Source organism: Aurantiacibacter sp. KMU-128, from assembly GCF_056933515.1.
This window is the reverse complement of sequence record NZ_JBXORT010000001.1, coordinates 2,503,357-2,518,519: the sequence shown is the minus strand read 5'-3', so window position 1 is coordinate 2,518,519 and position 15,163 is coordinate 2,503,357. Positions and strand designations below refer to the sequence as shown.

Below are 15,163 nucleotides of genomic sequence, written 5' to 3'. Positions count from 1 at the left end.
ATGGCTATCCGCAACAGCAGCTCGGGCGCAGCGGTGATCGGCGGTTACGCAATCGCGCTGGTAATGGCGGCGGTTTTTATCCTGCCGTTCCTGTTCATGCTGTCGGCCTCGCTCAAATCCAATGCGCAGATATTCACCGATCTGGAGAGCTTCCGCGCCTTCCTGCCTGTCGGAAATGTCTCGCTGGAGAATTACGAGCGGGTCTTTGCCGGGTCGGGCGTAGTCGGCTTTTTCATCAATTCGGCGATTATCACGGTGGTCACGGTCGCGCTGGGCCTGCTGGTGAACAGCATGGCCGCCTTCGCGCTCGCGCGGCTGGAATGGCGAGGCAAGAACATCGCACTGGGTCTGTTGGTGGTGCTGCTCATCATCCCGCTTGAAGCCATTGCGGTGCCGATGATGCTGCTGGTGGCCAATCTGCCATGGATCGGCTGGGATCACACCGGTTTGCACATCACCTCGTCCTGGCTCAACACGCTGCACGTGCAGATTTTCCCGTTCATCGCCAAGGCGTTGTATATCTTCCTGTTCTACCAGTTCTTCAAAGGCATCCCGAAGGATTTTGACGAGGCCGCCTATATTGACGGCGCGACGCCGTTCCAGGTGTATTGGCGGGTGATTGTGCCGCTTTCGCTGCCGGTGTTTGCGACCGCGGCCATCCTGCACAGTCTGGAAATGTGGAACCAGTACCTCTGGCCGGTCATCACCGTTCCGGGCGAGGACGCGCGTCCGCTGATGATCGGGATGCAGCAATTTTTCCGGTTCCAGACCGAGTGGGGCGAAGTGATGGCCTATGCCACGCTGATCACGGTTCCGATCCTTGTCGCCTTCATCATTTTCCAGCGGCAGTTCGTCCAGAGCGTCATGGGCAGCGGAGTAAAGGGCTAGCAATGAAAGCGTCGATCAAGCTTGCAAATATCCGCAAGGATTATGGCGCGGTATCGGTCATCAAAGGGATCGATCTGGAGATACAGCCCGGCGAATTCGTCGTGCTGGTTGGCCCGTCGGGTTGCGGCAAATCCACGCTGTTGCGGATGATTGCCGGGCTGGAATCGATCAGCTCGGGCGAGCTGTTTTTCAACGAAGACCGCGTCAATGACTGGTCTCCTGCACGGCGCAAGGTGGGCATGGTGTTCCAGTCCTACGCGCTTTATCCGCATATGACGGTGGAAGAGAATGTCGGCTTCGGCCTCAAGCTCGCCAAGACCGGAAAGGCCGAGCGGCAGGAACGCGTGGACGAGGCGCTCGGCGTCCTGCAATTGTCCCATCTGCGCGACCGCAAGCCTGCCGAACTTTCCGGCGGCCAGCGCCAGCGCGTCGCCATCGGGCGCGCGATTGTCCGCCGTCCGCAAGTGTTCCTGTTCGACGAGCCGCTGTCCAATCTCGACACCGCCCTGCGCGTCGATATGCGGATGGAAATCGGCAAGCTGCACCGCAAGCTGGGCAATACGGTGGTTTATGTGACGCATGACCAGGTCGAAGCGATGACGCTGGCCGACCGCGTGGTGGTGCTCGAAGGCGGCCATGTGCGGCAGGTGGGCAGTCCGCTCGATCTCTACAACACGCCCGAGAACATCTTTGTCGCCGGCTTTATGGGCAGTCCGAAGATGGCTTTCATGGAGCTGCGCCATCGTGCGACGGGCGACGATACTTTGACCTTCGCTCCCGGCGAAGGCGCAGGCCCGGAACTGGTGATCTCCCGTCAGGGCCGGGTCTGCGAACCGGGAGGCAGCTACACGCTCGGCATCCGGCCCGAACACTGCCGGATTGCGGTGGAGGCGGAGGCTGCGATGACCGGCGAGGTGCTTGAACTCGAACGCCTTGGCAGCCAGACATTTGCCTTTATCGCTCTCCCTGCCGCCACCGGGCCGGTGGCCGTCACCGTGCCGCAAGGCGTCGATCTGAAACCGGGCGATCGCACGGGGGTGCTGTTCGATCCCGGCCACGTGCATATTTTCGCTGCGGACGGGGAGACGGTTAGGGCCACTGCAGCGCACAAGGAGGGGGCGAAAGCATGAGCCTAGTCGGCGGGATTGATGGCGGCGGCACCACTTTTAAATGCGTCATTGCCGAACGCGATGGCAGCATCCTTGCCACCGAGCGTTTCCCCGCTGACCGCCCCCAGACAACGCTGGCGGCTTGCGTCCGGTTTTTCCGCGACCAGGCCGATAGGGACGGGAGGGACATCACCGCCTTGGGGATCGGCTGTTTCGGCCCGCTCGATCTCGACCCCGGATCGGCTCAATATGGCGCAATCCTTGCCACGCCGAAACCGCATTGGAGCGGCGCGGCGATTGCCAGCCATTTCGAACGCGAACTCGGTATCCCCGTTGCCATCGATACCGACGTCAACGCCGCGCTTGCCGCCGAAATGCGCTGGGGCGCGGCGCAGGCTCTGGCCAGTGCCGCCTATGTCACCATAGGCACGGGAATCGGTGCGGGGATATTTGCCAATGGCGGATTTCTCGGGCGGCCTGCGCATCCCGAATTCGGCCATATCACGATCGCGCGGCATCCGCAGGACGAACATCCGGGCTCGTGCAGCTTTCACGGTGATTGTCTCGAAGGCCTCGCCAGTGCGCGTGCCATGCATGAACGTTTCGGCGATCCGGCGCAGCTAGGCTCCGACCATTTGGGCTGGGACATCGAGGCGCACTATCTGGCACAAGCGTGCCGCGCGCTGTTTCTGCTCGCGCGTCCGGAACGGATTATTCTGGGCGGCGGGCTGATGCTGGCAGAGGGGCTTTTGGAGCGAACGCGCACCAGCCTGGTGACCCAGATGTCGGACTATCTCGCCTTCGAGGCCGCACAGGCGGAACGGCTGGTGGTCCGCGCGGCTTTGGGCGATGATGCGGGAATTCTCGGCGGAGTGGCGCTGGCACTCGACAAGGCGGGGTGAAACCGGCTTAAAGCGCGGGCGGGTTGCTCTATGGCAGCAGGCGCGCGTAACTGCCCTGCTGGCTGCTTTGATCGAGGGATGATGGCCAAATCGATTTCCATGACCGACCTCGCAAAGCTGGCGGGGGTCAATATCTCGACCGTTTCGCGCGCGCTCGACAACAGCCCGCTGGTCAACACCAAAACCAAGGAAAAGATTCAGCAACTGGCGCGCGAAACCGGTTATTCGGTAAATGCCCGCGCGCGCAATCTGCGTAAACAGGAAAGCCAGACACTGGGGCTGGTCATCCCCGTGGGCCCGCATTCCAACCAGAGCGTGTCCGACCCGTTCTTTATGGAAATGGTCGCGGCCGTTTCGGAAGCCGCGACGCAGTATGATTACGATGTGATCATCAGTTTCCCGCGCGAGGATGACGAGATCGCCGAGCGGCGTCTCTTGCTTTCGGGCAAGGCAGACGGGCTGATCATCATCGGGCAGGCCGGGCGGGCTGAACGGCTGGAGGCGCTGGGCGAGGCCATCAGCCGCGTGGTGGTGTGGGGCGGGATGTTTGGCGAACCCGACTACACGCTGGTCGGTAGCGACAATTTTGCCGGTGGCCGGCAGGTCGGCGAGCATCTGGTGTCGATTGGCAGGAGCCGGATCCTGTTTCTGGGAGACATTGACTTGCCTGAAGTCAAGCTGCGCTATGACGGGCTCGGCGCCGCGCTCGGTGCGCACGGTATTGCGCATAGCGGAGAGCTGTTGTGCCGCACGTCTTTCGACAGCGCTGAAGCGGCACGCAAACTGGCCGGCGTCATCCGCAGTGGCACGGCCTTTGACGCCGTTTTCGCGTCATCTGACGTGCTGGCTATCGCTGCGATGGGCGTTTTGCGGGCGGCGGGACTGGCGGTGCCGCAGGATGTCGCCGTGGTCGGCTATGACAATGTGCATCAGGCAGGTGCGGCTATCCCGTCGCTGACCACTATCGACCAGAATATCGGGCTTGGCGGCAAGCTGCTGGTGGAACTGCTGCTGAAAAAGATCGCCGGGGAAGAGGTGGGGTCGCAAATGACCAGCACGGAACTGATTATTCGTGAAAGCACCGGTGTTCGCTAGCAGGCTACCGCAGGTCGGCGATATCCACGAAGGGAATGCCGTGTTCAGCGGCCAGCGTCTCGACATCGTCGGGGCGCGCCATTTCGCCATCGTCGCGCAGGATCGCGCAGATCACCGCGGCTTCGCCCGCATTGGCGCGGCGGCACAATTCCACCGCTGCCTCTGCCGCCGCGGGACGGCTTGCCACGCCGCCCGGATCGGTGATGAGCGGGAAGACGTGGCCCGGCGAGACAATGTCGCTCGCGCTCGCATCCTTTGCGGTTGCGACTCTGATCGTGTGCGCACGGTCCGCTGCGGAAATGCCGGTGGTGATGCCCGAGGCCGCCTCGATCGAACGGCCATGCGGACGGCCCGACTGGTTCTCCCGGCGCGGATTGACCAGACCGATGCCCAGCCCGATCGCACGGTCACGGGTGAGGCACAGGCAGATCAGGCCGCGCCCGTGGGTCGCCATGAAATTGATCGCCTCGGGCGTGATGTGGCTGGCGGAGATACAGAAATCGATATCGCCATTGCGATGTTCGTCGCCAGTGATGATGACCATCCGGCCCGCAGCCAAAGACGCGACCGCTGTATCGACCGCCCCGCTCATGCGGGCAATCCGGCTCTGGACAGGGCCAGCCCCCGCGCGCCTGCCACCACCTGCTGGCCGACCATTTCGAGTTGTAGCCGCGCCCGGTCTTCCAGACATTCCCCGTCGGGCGAGAACAGCCCGCGATAGGTGCGGATCGTCGCACCCATCGGCGTCGGCCAGCCGCGCAGCGCGTGCACCACGCTGCGCAGGGTGAGCAGCGTGCTCATCGTCGCCTGATCGCCATAGGCGGTCGAAATCAGCCCCACCGCGCGCCCGTCCAGATAGGGGCGTTCGTCCTTCGACAGGTCTTCCAGATAATCGAGCGCGTTCTTCACCAGCCCGGAAATCGTCCCGTGATAGCCCGGCGCGGCGATCACAACGCCATCGGCTTGCCGCACTGCGTCCACCAGCTCGCTGCCCGAACCGGCGGCGTGGCCCGCGCCAAGATAATGCGGTAGGGCCCCTAGATACTCGCCACCGAACAGCGTGATTTCGGCCCCGCCGCGCCGAGCCTCGGCAAGGCAGGTGTTGAGCGCCTGTTCGGTCGTGCTGTGCGGATTGACCGTGCCACCGATCCCGACGATGCGGATAGTCATGCAGTTTTCCCTTCGGGTGTTGGCGGCTCAGAAACGGAGCGGGCCATGCTCTATGTGTGGCAGCACATGGCGGGCGAACAGATCGGCTTCGCTGGTGTGCGGATAGCCAGACAGAATGAACGCCTCGATCCCCGCATCCTGATAGGCGCGCAGCTTGGCGAGCACCTGATCCGGCGTGCCGACTATCGCCGCGCCGCAGCCCGAACGCGCGCGTCCGATGCCGGTCCAAAGATTGTCTTCGACAAACCCGTCGCCGCCTGCCGCGCCGCGCAATTCCTGTTGCCGCTGCACCCCGTAATTCTTCGCGTCGAGCGACTTTTCGCGGATGGCGGTACCGGTGGCCTCGTCTAGCTTGGACAGCAGCCGGTCGGCATAGGCGCGCGCTTCTTCCTCGGTCTCGCGTACGATCACGTGGGCACGATAGCCGAATTTCAGTGTCCGCCCGTATTTGGCCGCGCGGTCGGTCAGATCGGCGATGTTGGCGCGCACATTTTCCATGGTGTCCGGCCACATCAGGTAGACGTCGGCCGCTTCGGCGGCGCATTCGCGCGCGGCATGGCTCAGCCCGCCGAAATAGAAGGGCGGGCACTTGCCCGAGAGCGTGGTAATCCGCGCCGGATCGAGCTTTAGCTGGTAGAACTCGCCATCAAAATCGAGATGTTCGCCATTCAGCAATGTGCGGACGATCTTCATGATCTCCGTACCGCGCCGGTAGCGCGCTTCGCTCTCGATGGTCTCGCCCGGCATATCGGAGGAGATGATGTTGACGTTGAGCCGACCGGCGGTCTTGTCGGCATTCCAGCCGAGAATACGGTCCAGCGTCGCGATCCGGCGGGCCAGCTGCGGGGGCCAGTCTTCGCCCATGCGGGTGGCCCAGAGCAGCTTCATCCGCTGCAAATATGGCGCGACGGCGGCGGCGAAGATCGTGGTATCGACCCCGAGCTGATAACCCGACGGCAGCAGGATATTGTCGAACCCGCCTTCTTCGGCGCGCAAAACGATATTGCGGCAATGCTCCCAGCTGGAGGCCAGCTGCGGGTCGGGCACGCCGAGAAATTCGTAATCGTCGTCGCACAGCGCGGAAAACCACGCGATCTCGCACTGGGGTGTTTCGGTCATTACGGAAGCCTTTCTCCTCGCGCGGCAACGAGCACCGCGTACCAATCCTGCCGCGTCCAGCGCATTCCTGCGGCCCGCGCGCCTTCGGCGATGCGTTCGGGGCTTTGCGAGCCGATGATCGGCACGATCCCTGCCGGATGCGCCATCAGCCAGCCATAGGCGGCGACCGAACGGCTGACGCCCTGCTCGCTGGCAATCCGGTCAAGCTCTTCGGCCACAGCGCGGTCGCGCGGGCTTTGCGGCGAAAGCAATTGCCCGCCGCCGAGCGGCGACCAGGCGAGCGGAGTCAGCCCCAGCCGCATGGCTTGATCGAGCTCGCCGTTTTCGAAGCAATCGATGCGCAGGGGGCTGATTTCCGGCTGGGTCGCTACCAGGCCGGTGCCAAGGAAATGCTGGAGCGCTTCGGTTTGCGCCATGGTGAAATTGGAGACGCCCAGCGCGCGGATTTTGCCCGCTGCCACTGCGGCGTCGAGCGCGCGGGCCACTTCCTGCGGATGCGTAAGGATATCGGGCCGGTGGATCTGGTAAAGATCAATCGCGTCGACCCGCATCCGCCGCAAGGACGCATCGATGGCTTCAGCGAGATAGGCGGGCGACTGGTCATAGGGCAGCGGCGGGCGGATGCCGCCCTTGCTCGCCAGCACCATGCGTGCCCGAAGGCCGGGTTCCGCCGCTAGAACCTCGCCCAACAACGCCTCGGCATCGCCGAACCCGCTCGTCCCGTCAAAGCCGTATATGTCGGCGGTGTCGAGCAGCGTAATCCCTGCATCGAGCGCGGCATTCACCAGCCGCGCGGCATCGCTGGCGCTGCGGCCATCTTCCGCAAATCGCCACATCCCCCAGGCAATGGGCGATATGGCAATGCCGCTATGGCCGAGGATTCGCTGGGGCGGGATGGAAGGCAGTTCGCTCATGATTTCTCCCTGGGTGGCGCGACCGAAGCGCGCTCGATCAATTCGTGCGGCAGGCGGCGGTGGGTAATGTCGCCTCCTGCGATGAGGATTTCGGTGGCCGTGCGTGCCAGTTCCGCCATCGGCTGGTGGATAGTGGTCAGCGGCGGCCATACTGTGCGCGCGAGCGTGGTGTCATCGAAGCCGGCAACCGATAATTCACCCGGAACATCGATGCCGCAGCCATGGGCATAGGCCAGCACACCTGCCGCCATATCGTCGTTGGAAGCGAAGATCGCGGTGGGCGGATCGGGGGCTTCCAGGAGACTGCGCGCGGCATCGACGCCGCTGTCAAAATCAAACTCGCCTTCGCACACCAGGCTGGGTTCGAAGGCGATACCCGCCCGGTCGAGCGCGCGGCGATAGCCGAACAGCCGTTCCTCGCTAGCCATATGGCTCTTGTGGCCCTTGATGAAACCGATCCGGCGGTGGCCGCAATTGAGGATATGCGTGGTCATATCATCGGCTGCCTGCGCATCATCCATGAACACCGAGCTGGTGAGCGCATGGTTGGTGCCGGGCGAAATTCGGACGAAGGGAATATCCAGCGCATCCAATGTGCGCAGCACCGCTTCGCAATCGGTGACCGGGGAAGAGAGGATGATCCCGTCCACCTGCGTTTCCGAAATCAACCCGCGCACCTGCTCGCCAACGGTCGGATCCTCGACATCGACCGGCTGTGCGAGCAAGCGGATGCGGTGCTGGTGGCAATAGTCCCAGCAGCCCTTCTGGATCTGGAACATATAATAGGGGCTGTGATTGTCGTAGATGAGCGCGATCTGGTTCGATTTGGCGCCAGACAGAATGCGCGCGGCCACGCTCGGGCGGAAATCGAGCGCCTTCATCGCCGCCTCGACCTTGGCCCGCGTGGCGTCGCTGACATAGGCGTGCCCGTTGAGCACGCGGCTGACCGTCTTGACCGCAACCCCGGCCTTTGCCGCCACATCGTTGATATTGGCCCTGCTGCTCATCCTGCCAATGCCTCCTGCAGTGTCTCGAAGAGCGTCCTATGCCCGCTGTCCGCGCGATAGAAAACCGGCGGCCTGCCAATGGGAGCATCGATGTCGTGCAATCCGGGGGCAAGGGGCGCGCCGCTCCAGCAATCGATCCATGCGTCACCGCGCGGGATCACCACCTTGCGCCGCGTTGCGCCCGCCTCGATCACCGGCGCGACGAGCAGATCGGGGCCGTACAAGAACTGGTCTTGCACGGCAAACAGCTCCGGCTGTTGCGGATAATGCAGGAACAGCGGCCGCTGCACTGGCAGACCGCGCGTGGCAGCCTCCGCACACAGCGTGCGCACATAGGGCGCAAGATGCGCATGAACCCTGCTCCAGCGCGCGAAACAGGCGAGCAGTTCTGGGGTGGAATCATATTGCAGATTGTCGTCGGGCCGGTTGCCTTCATGGCTGCGCATCACCGGCGCAAAGGCCGCGAGCTCGCACCAGCGCTGCATCAGTTCGACCGTGCGGACATTGCCGTGGAGCGAGGTGTATCCGCCGCAGTCCGAATGGCTGTAGGCATTGCCCACCAGGCCCGCAGACAGCGCGGCGGTGATGACGGTGCCGATCCCGTCATGGCGGGTGAAATCGACCGACTGGTCGCCCGCCCACAACAGCGGACAATGCGCCTGCACGCCGGAAAAGCCCGCGCGCATAAAGAACACCGCTTCGCCGCTCTTGCCGCGCGCGGCGATGGCGCGGGCGTTGACTTCGGCCCACAGCACCGGCCAGCGATTATGCGCCTCCAGCGGGTCCGACCCGTCCGCCAGCCGCACATCGGTGGGAAGGTATTCGCCGAAATCGGCCATCCAGCTCGCCATGCCGGTATCGAGCAATTCCTGCCCGATCACCCGCTCGGCAAACCAGTTGCGGGTCTCCTCGCGGGTGAAATCGAGCACGCCGCAATCGAATTCCCCGAAATCGACCAGATAGACCTCGTCACTGCCGCGTTGCAGGCAGAAATGGCCTGCTGCCAGCGCGTCCGCGAACAGTTCGCCGTCATTGGCCAAGTAGGGATTGATGTAGCCAAGGAAGCGGATGCCGCGTTCGCGGAGCCGCGCAATCGCTTCCGGCAGGCCGGGATAGCGCTCCTCACTGCGGGCGCCGCGATGCCAGTCCCAGAACAGCCTCCGCCCGAAGCTGGTCTCGCGGACACCAGCCCAATCCTCGCACCACACCCCCGCCACACTGGCACCGGCGGCGATGAAGGCTTCCAGCCGGTCAAAGCTGGTGGCGCCCGATTTGAGCCCGACAATCGCGCCGCCGGTGATCCATGCGGGAAGCTCGGGCTGGCGGCCGAAGCGATCGGAGAGGCGCTCAACAAGCGCCGCAGGGCCATCGGCAGCGAAGAATTCAAAGCGGGCGGCGGGGGCCCAGATTTCGACCGTGTGCCGGGCGGGGTCGCTGAAATCGAGCACGCTGTAGCAGCTTTCGCCGCAATGCACTGCGAGCCAGCGCGAGGTCAGGAAAGTGGGTTGCGGGTAATTGGTGTTCCAATAGTCGCCACCCGCCATCCCCTCGCGGTCCATCAGGCGGGTGAGCGCGGTCGTCTTGTCGCGCCCGACGCCCGGCTCGCTCGTCCACATCGGGAAGCGGCGGCCATTCAGTGCGAGATAACTCAGCTGTTCGCCGCCGCCCCACACGGTTTCATCCGCCTCGGCATAGAAGTGGACATACAGGCGGTCATGCTCGGCCTGCGCGGCCTCCACCGTCATGCCGCCTTCGGCCAGCCGCAGTACGGCAATCACTGCGCCGCCATGCAGCCACTCCACCCCGTCTGCTCGCTCGCGCCAGCCATCCGGCGCAAGCAGCCCCGTGGGCAAGTCGGCAATCGAGAAGTTGCCGCGAAACATCGCAATTTCAGGATCGCCGCGCCCTATGACCAGCGCCGGACAGGCTTTCGAATGTCGTAGCAGCAGCCTTTCCCCGAAATGGAGATCGAAACCGTCTTCAGTGGCAATAAGGGCCGGTTTCACGGCATTTTCCCTCTCTTTGTGGCTGTTCCTGAACCAGTTGCCGGTCGAAATCAAGCGCGGTATGACAGCGCTTGACATAAAAAGGAGATGGGTTCATTCCCTTGCGGAAATCGGACGCACAGCGCCACGAAAATGCGGTGCGACGATCGGCAGAGCGATGCTTCGAAAGGGAGGAATGCATGAAAGTTCAATTCTTTAGGAATGCAAGGCTGCAGTGCCTTGTGGGCAGTGCGGTCGCGCTGGCTTTGGCGTCACCGGCGCTCGCGCAGCAGCAGGATCCCGAAGAAGACGAAAGCGTCGGCATCGATACCATCATCGTCACCGCGCAGCGGGTCGAGCAGGACTTGCAGGATGTGCCGATTGCCATCACCGCCGTGTCGGGTGACCGCCTGACGCAGGCCGGCGTCAACGGCCTTGAAGGCCTGTCACAGATCGTCCCCTCGGTTACCTTCCGCAAGGGCACGACGAGCGCCAACAGCGCCATCGTCATGCGCGGCGTGGGCACCATTACCTTCTCCATCGCTGCCGAACCCAGCGTCTCGACCGTGGTTGACGGGATCGTGCTGAGCCGTTCGGGCCAGGCCTTCATGGATCTGGTCGATATCGAGCGGCTGGAAGTGCTGCGCGGACCGCAGGGCACGCTGTTCGGCAAGAATGCCTCGGCGGGCCTCGTCAACATCGTCTCGCGCGGTGGCAGCAACAGCTTCGAATATGATGCGCGCGCCGAATATTTCGAAGGCGACGAATTCCGTCTGCGCGGCTCTGTGGCAGGCCCGCTCGCCACCGATCTGACCGCGCGGGTCACCGGTTTCTACGGCAGCTATGACGGCAATATCACCAATGTCTTTGGCGGCTCGGAAGAGCAGATCAACGGCTACGAACATTATGGTGCGCGCGGTATTCTCGATTACGACAACGGCAGTGCCAGCCTGCGCCTGATCGCCGATTATTTCGAAGCGCAAGATGATTGCTGCGCCGATGTCACCACCGTCAGCCGCGGTGCCGTGCTCGATGCCGAGCTGGGCCTGCCGGGCGGTGTCGCGCAGGGGCTTGAGCAGCGCTTTGTCAACCACAATCTTGTCACCCAAACCAATGACCAGCAGTGGAGCCTGACTGCTTCGGGCGAATTCGAACTGTCCGATGCCTACACGCTTAGCGTTATCGCCGGCTATCGCGACTGGTGGAACGAGGAAATCCGCGAAGGCGATTTTGTCCCGCGGCCGCTGACCACCCAGTTCGAACTGCACGATAACGGCGTGGTCGAGACGCAGCAAATTTCGCTCGAAGCGCGCATTGCGTCCGACCCGTCGGAATCGTTCTTCTACCAAGCGGGTGCCTTCCTGTGGCATTCGGACAACCAGCAGGTTTTCACGCGGCGTGACATCACCTGCGCCACCTCCACCCTGCCGGTTGATCCGGTGACGGGCGGACGTCCGTGCAACCTCTCCGATACGGTGAACACGCTGTTCCCGACGGCAACGTCCAACAGCGATGTGAATTCGCGCAACTATGCCCTGTTCGGGCAGGCGACCTATCGCTTTACCGATGCGCTCGCGCTGACGGCGGGCCTCCGCTACACTTGGGACGACCTGTCCTACACCCATGTGCGGGCACCGGGCGTCAATGCTTTCAACGGCGCGCCGGCCACCGGTCCGGGCGTTTCGGGCAATCCGGCGGGCGGCACGATTGCCAGCGGCGGCAACGGCACCAACACCTCCTCGGGAAGCAGCGATAACGGCAATCTGTCGGGCCGCGCGGCGCTGGAATTCACGCCGACCGATGATCTGCTGTTCTACGCCAGCTATACCCGCGGTTACAAAGGCCCGGCCTTCAACGTCTTCTTCAACCACACCGCGCCGAACAATGCGGTGCCGATTGACGAAGAGACCTCTGACGCGTTCGAAGTCGGCTTCAAGTCGCAATTTGCCGATGATCGCATCCAGTTCAACGTGGCTGCTTTCACCGTGGGGTACGATGGCTTCCAGGCGAACAACTTCGTCAATCTGAACGGAACGATCATCACCAATTTGACCAATGCCGGTTCGGTGTCGAGCACCGGTTTCGAAGCCGATCTGCTTGCGGTTCCGGTCGACGGGCTGACCTTGCGCGCGAGTGCGGCCTATGCCGATGCACGGGTGGACGAATTCAACCCCAATCCGCTGACCAATGCGCCCGACGCGCGCAATGGCACGCGGCTGCCCCTGGCGCCCGAATTCGTCTACACGCTCGGAGCAAGCTACGAAGCCGATCTCGGCGCGGCGATCGCTTATTTCGATACCGATTACCGCCACACCAGCAGCCAGTTCTCCGATCTCGGGGAAGGCGGGCCGATTGATGCTTACGGCCTGTGGAACGCATCGGTCGGTATTTCGGACGCGGATGACCGGTTCCGCCTGACGTTCCATGCGCGCAATATCACCGACGAGAGCTATGCGCTGCTCAATGTCGGCAACGGCCAGCGTTTGCAGATACCGCGCGATGCGGACCGCTATTTCGGGGTGAGCCTTCGGGTACGCAACTAGGCAAGGTAAGCTCCCGCACCTTGACGGCCCCTCCGCTGCACAGGCGGAGGGGCCATTTTCTTGGCAGCTTGTCGATTATCGGCTCCCCGAGCGCATAACTTTGCAGTTGCAGCCACGCGCCAAGCGTGAAAAGGTCTATGTGACAGCGTTGGACATAGAAGGTATCGAGGGAGGCGAGCAGAGCGACAATGCGCGGGCCGGACAATGACCGATATGATGCCGCTGGCGATCTGTTCGGCGAGATGTATCTGGCGCAGACCAGTGCGGAAGTCCCCGTCACGGGGAGAAGCGAGCGGCTGGTCCGATGCCTGCCCGGCCTTGCGGTAACAGCGGTGGCGGCCGCGGCGGCGGCGTGGCTTTCCGGGCATTACGGTTTCCCGCTGATCCTGCTCGGCCTGCTCATCGGGCTCGGTCTCAATTTCGTCGGCAAGCTGCCCACGACCCATGCCGGTCTGGATCTGGCGTCCACAGGCTTTCTGCGGGTGGGGATCGTCCTGCTGGGATTTCAGGTCACGCTGGCGCAGGTGGCGACCCTTGGCCCGGTCGCCTTCGGGGCGCTCGCCTCTATCATGCTGCTGACCTTTGGCGCAGGCCTTGCGAGTGCCAAATTGGCGGGCCAATCGCGCTTTGCAGGTATTCTCGCGGGCGGCGCGACCGCGATTTGCGGCGCAAGTGCGGCGCTGGCGCTGTATGGCGTTATCGGGAAGGATCGCTTGCCACAGGCACAATTCGCCCTGACGCTTGTCGGGGTGAGTCTGGCCAGCGCGCTGGCGATGTCGATCTACCCGGTGATCGCCGCGCAGATCGGCTTCGACGATGCGCAGGCGGGCTTTGTAATCGGCGCGTCGGTGCATGATGTGGCGCAGGCGATTGGCGGCGGATACAGCTTTTCCGACAGTGCCGGCCAGAACGCGACCATCGTCAAATTGTCGCGCGTCGCCATGCTGGCGCCGGTGGTTGTGCTGGTCAGCCTGTGGATCGGGCAAGAGTCTGGCGCGCCGCGCCGTTCCATCGTGCGCCGCCTTGCCCTGCCATGGTTCATCATTGGATTTGTGGTGGTTCTGGTCGGCAACAGCATGGTCGGCGTGCCGGAGAACGCCCGCGCGCTGCTGCTCGATTTGTCCAAGGGATTGCTGCTGCTGGCTGTGACCGCAACCGCGATGCGATCACGCCTCGATCTGATCGCGGAACTGGGCTGGCGTGCCAGCATCCCCGTCGCGACGGCTTCGATCGCCAGTTTCGGCGCTGCCCTGGCCTTTGCCCATTACGGCTTGGGCTGATTGGCCACTGCCGATCCGGCCCGTCCAGCGAACCTGCACGGATCAGAAATACGCGCCCCTTGCCAGCGTAGGGATGCTCAGCAAGGTGTCATTCGCCGTCATGAACAACGTGCTTCCGTCTTGGCCAAAGGCGCAGTTGGCGGTCGCGCGGCCAGTATTGATGCGGCCCAGCACTTCACCTGCCGATGAGATGACGAGCACGCCGCCGGGGCCTGTCGCCCAGACATTGCCGCTTGTATCGACGGCCATTCCGTCGGGTAGTCCCGGGAGCGCTTCGCCAACATGGGCGGTCAGGTCGATCCATGTTTCGCCGCCTTCTAGCGTGCCATCGCCATTCACGGTAAAGCGCCGAAGGATTGCCGCTGCGGGATCGGATTGCGAGACGTAGAGAATCCGCTCGTCGGGCGAGAAGGCGAGGCCGTTGGGCAGAGTCATGTCGTCCACCAGCAGGCTCAGCGTGCCATCGGATGCGAGTGCGTAGACACCCCGTTGGTCGAGCTCGATACCCGCCGACGTTTCCCAATCGACCAGGCCGTAGGGCGGATCGGTGAAGTAGATCGTGCCATTGGCGCTGCGCACGACATCATTGGGGGAGTTGAGCTTGGCCCCCTGATAGCGGTCTACCAGCTTTGTCCGCTCCCCGCTCGCAAGATCGAGCCGGTCGAGCGAACGCGCATTCTGGTTGCAGACCAGCAGGCTGTCGCTTGCCTTCTCGTAGTAAAGGCCGTTGGTGCCGGGCGAGGAAAAACCGTCTTCCCCGCCGTGATCCGCGCCCGCAGGGGAGAGGAAGGTGTCGAGGCCGGTCGTCGCGTTCCAGCTCATCATCCGGTCATTGGGAATGTCGCAAAACAGCAGCCGTCCGCGCCGGAAATCCCAGACCGGCCCTTCGCTCCACAGAAACCCTTCGGCAAGCAGCGAAATCTCCGCATCGGGGGCAATCAGCGCATCGAGTGCATCGGAAAGCCGTTCGATAGAGCCTCCTTCCAGCGGTGTCGAAGCCGCCGTGCTCTCCGCACCGCCACGCTGGCACGCCGCCAATGCGATTGCCGAGCCGCAGCCAAGAACTGCTCTGCGTGAAAATTGCATTTTCTCTTCCCCCTGCCCACCTGTCCATTGTTATGACAACGTTGGCATAACAAGCCGCAGGCGGA

General features: G+C 63.3%; 13 protein-coding genes. 6 read left to right on the top strand and 7 right to left on the bottom strand.

Features of this window, described 5'->3' with window-relative positions:
- From ACS0VV_RS12330 to ACS0VV_RS12315, 4 genes are all read left to right on the top strand, one after another.
- Positions 1–888, top strand: a complete 888-nt coding sequence (locus tag ACS0VV_RS12330) for a carbohydrate ABC transporter permease (protein WP_483532992.1) — start codon at positions 1–3, stop codon at positions 886–888.
- Between the two features lie 2 nt (positions 889–890).
- Positions 891–2,018, top strand: coding sequence for an ABC transporter ATP-binding protein (locus tag ACS0VV_RS12325; RefSeq protein WP_483532991.1), 1,128 nt, complete (start codon positions 891–893; stop codon positions 2,016–2,018).
- Positions 2,015–2,899, top strand: a complete 885-nt coding sequence (locus tag ACS0VV_RS12320; RefSeq protein ID WP_483532990.1) for an ROK family protein — start codon at positions 2,015–2,017, stop codon at positions 2,897–2,899. Before ACS0VV_RS12325 ends, ACS0VV_RS12320 begins: the two co-directional genes overlap by 4 nt.
- Positions 2,900–2,998: 99 nt before the next feature.
- Entirely contained in the window at positions 2,999–3,994 is a 996-nt protein-coding gene (locus ACS0VV_RS12315; RefSeq protein WP_483532989.1) for a LacI family DNA-binding transcriptional regulator, read from the top strand.
- 4 nt (positions 3,995–3,998) lie between these two features.
- Here ACS0VV_RS12315 and ACS0VV_RS12310 read toward each other — a convergent pair whose 3' ends face one another.
- The 6 genes from ACS0VV_RS12310 to ACS0VV_RS12285 are packed head-to-tail and all read right to left on the bottom strand — an operon-like array spanning position 3,999 to position 10,210.
- Positions 3,999–4,586 carry a 3,4-dihydroxy-2-butanone-4-phosphate synthase gene (locus tag ACS0VV_RS12310; RefSeq protein ID WP_483532988.1) on the bottom strand — a complete coding sequence of 196 codons (588 nt, stop codon included), beginning with the start codon at positions 4,584–4,586 and terminating at the stop codon, positions 3,999–4,001.
- The gene (locus ACS0VV_RS12305) at positions 4,583–5,164 is read right to left on the bottom strand and encodes an NADPH-dependent FMN reductase (RefSeq protein WP_483532987.1); all 582 of its coding nucleotides are present in this window, start codon (positions 5,162–5,164) and stop codon (positions 4,583–4,585) included. The genes ACS0VV_RS12310 and ACS0VV_RS12305 overlap by 4 nt, the downstream gene beginning before the upstream one ends.
- A 27-nt stretch (positions 5,165–5,191) precedes the next feature.
- Positions 5,192–6,283 (bottom strand): LLM class flavin-dependent oxidoreductase, encoded by a 1,092-nt coding sequence (locus tag ACS0VV_RS12300; protein WP_483532986.1) that lies wholly within the window; start codon positions 6,281–6,283, stop codon positions 5,192–5,194.
- Positions 6,283–7,197, bottom strand: coding sequence for an aldo/keto reductase (locus ACS0VV_RS12295; protein WP_483532985.1), 915 nt, complete (start codon positions 7,195–7,197; stop codon positions 6,283–6,285). The genes ACS0VV_RS12300 and ACS0VV_RS12295 overlap by 1 nt, the downstream gene beginning before the upstream one ends.
- On the bottom strand, positions 7,194–8,204 hold the full coding sequence (locus ACS0VV_RS12290; RefSeq protein WP_483532984.1) for a LacI family DNA-binding transcriptional regulator: 1,011 nt from the start codon (positions 8,202–8,204) through the stop codon (positions 7,194–7,196). The genes ACS0VV_RS12295 and ACS0VV_RS12290 overlap by 4 nt, the downstream gene beginning before the upstream one ends.
- A complete protein-coding gene (locus tag ACS0VV_RS12285) occupies positions 8,201–10,210 on the bottom strand; it encodes an alpha-glucosidase (protein ID WP_483532983.1) in 2,010 nt (669 codons plus the stop codon). The genes ACS0VV_RS12290 and ACS0VV_RS12285 overlap by 4 nt, the downstream gene beginning before the upstream one ends.
- Positions 10,211–10,389: 179 nt before the next feature.
- On the opposite strand from ACS0VV_RS12285, the gene ACS0VV_RS12280 reads away from it, so the two are divergent.
- Together ACS0VV_RS12280 and ACS0VV_RS12275 are read left to right on the top strand one after the other, a co-directional pair.
- Positions 10,390–12,732: a TonB-dependent receptor gene (locus ACS0VV_RS12280; RefSeq protein WP_483532982.1), complete on the top strand. Its 2,343-nt coding sequence runs from the start codon at positions 10,390–10,392 to the stop codon at positions 12,730–12,732.
- A gap of 188 nt (positions 12,733–12,920) precedes the next feature.
- Positions 12,921–14,012 (top strand): YeiH family protein, encoded by a 1,092-nt coding sequence (locus tag ACS0VV_RS12275; RefSeq protein WP_483532981.1) that lies wholly within the window; start codon positions 12,921–12,923, stop codon positions 14,010–14,012.
- A 42-nt stretch (positions 14,013–14,054) separates the two neighbouring features.
- Here the strand turns inward: ACS0VV_RS12275 and ACS0VV_RS12270 are convergent, their stop codons facing one another.
- The gene (locus tag ACS0VV_RS12270; protein WP_483532980.1) at positions 14,055–15,098 is read right to left on the bottom strand and encodes an SMP-30/gluconolactonase/LRE family protein; all 1,044 of its coding nucleotides are present in this window, start codon (positions 15,096–15,098) and stop codon (positions 14,055–14,057) included.
- Between the last annotated feature and the right edge of the window lie 65 nt (positions 15,099–15,163).

Coding starts and splice junctions, on each gene's coding strand:
- ACS0VV_RS12330 (WP_483532992.1), top strand. CDS start 1: ATGGCTATCCGCAACAGCAGCTCGGGCGCAGCGGTGATCGGCGGTTAC.
- ACS0VV_RS12325 (WP_483532991.1), top strand. CDS start 891: ATGAAAGCGTCGATCAAGCTTGCAAATATCCGCAAGGATTATGGCGCG.
- ACS0VV_RS12320 (WP_483532990.1), top strand. CDS start 2,015: ATGAGCCTAGTCGGCGGGATTGATGGCGGCGGCACCACTTTTAAATGC.
- ACS0VV_RS12315 (WP_483532989.1), top strand. CDS start 2,999: ATGACCGACCTCGCAAAGCTGGCGGGGGTCAATATCTCGACCGTTTCG.
- ACS0VV_RS12310 (WP_483532988.1), bottom strand. CDS start 4,586: ATGAGCGGGGCGGTCGATACAGCGGTCGCGTCTTTGGCTGCGGGCCGG.
- ACS0VV_RS12305 (WP_483532987.1), bottom strand. CDS start 5,164: ATGACTATCCGCATCGTCGGGATCGGTGGCACGGTCAATCCGCACAGC.
- ACS0VV_RS12300 (WP_483532986.1), bottom strand. CDS start 6,283: ATGACCGAAACACCCCAGTGCGAGATCGCGTGGTTTTCCGCGCTGTGC.
- ACS0VV_RS12295 (WP_483532985.1), bottom strand. CDS start 7,197: ATGAGCGAACTGCCTTCCATCCCGCCCCAGCGAATCCTCGGCCATAGC.
- ACS0VV_RS12290 (WP_483532984.1), bottom strand. CDS start 8,204: ATGAGCAGCAGGGCCAATATCAACGATGTGGCGGCAAAGGCCGGGGTT.
- ACS0VV_RS12280 (WP_483532982.1), top strand. CDS start 10,390: ATGAAAGTTCAATTCTTTAGGAATGCAAGGCTGCAGTGCCTTGTGGGC.
- ACS0VV_RS12275 (WP_483532981.1), top strand. CDS start 12,921: ATGCGCGGGCCGGACAATGACCGATATGATGCCGCTGGCGATCTGTTC.
- ACS0VV_RS12270 (WP_483532980.1), bottom strand. CDS start 15,098: ATGCAATTTTCACGCAGAGCAGTTCTTGGCTGCGGCTCGGCAATCGCA.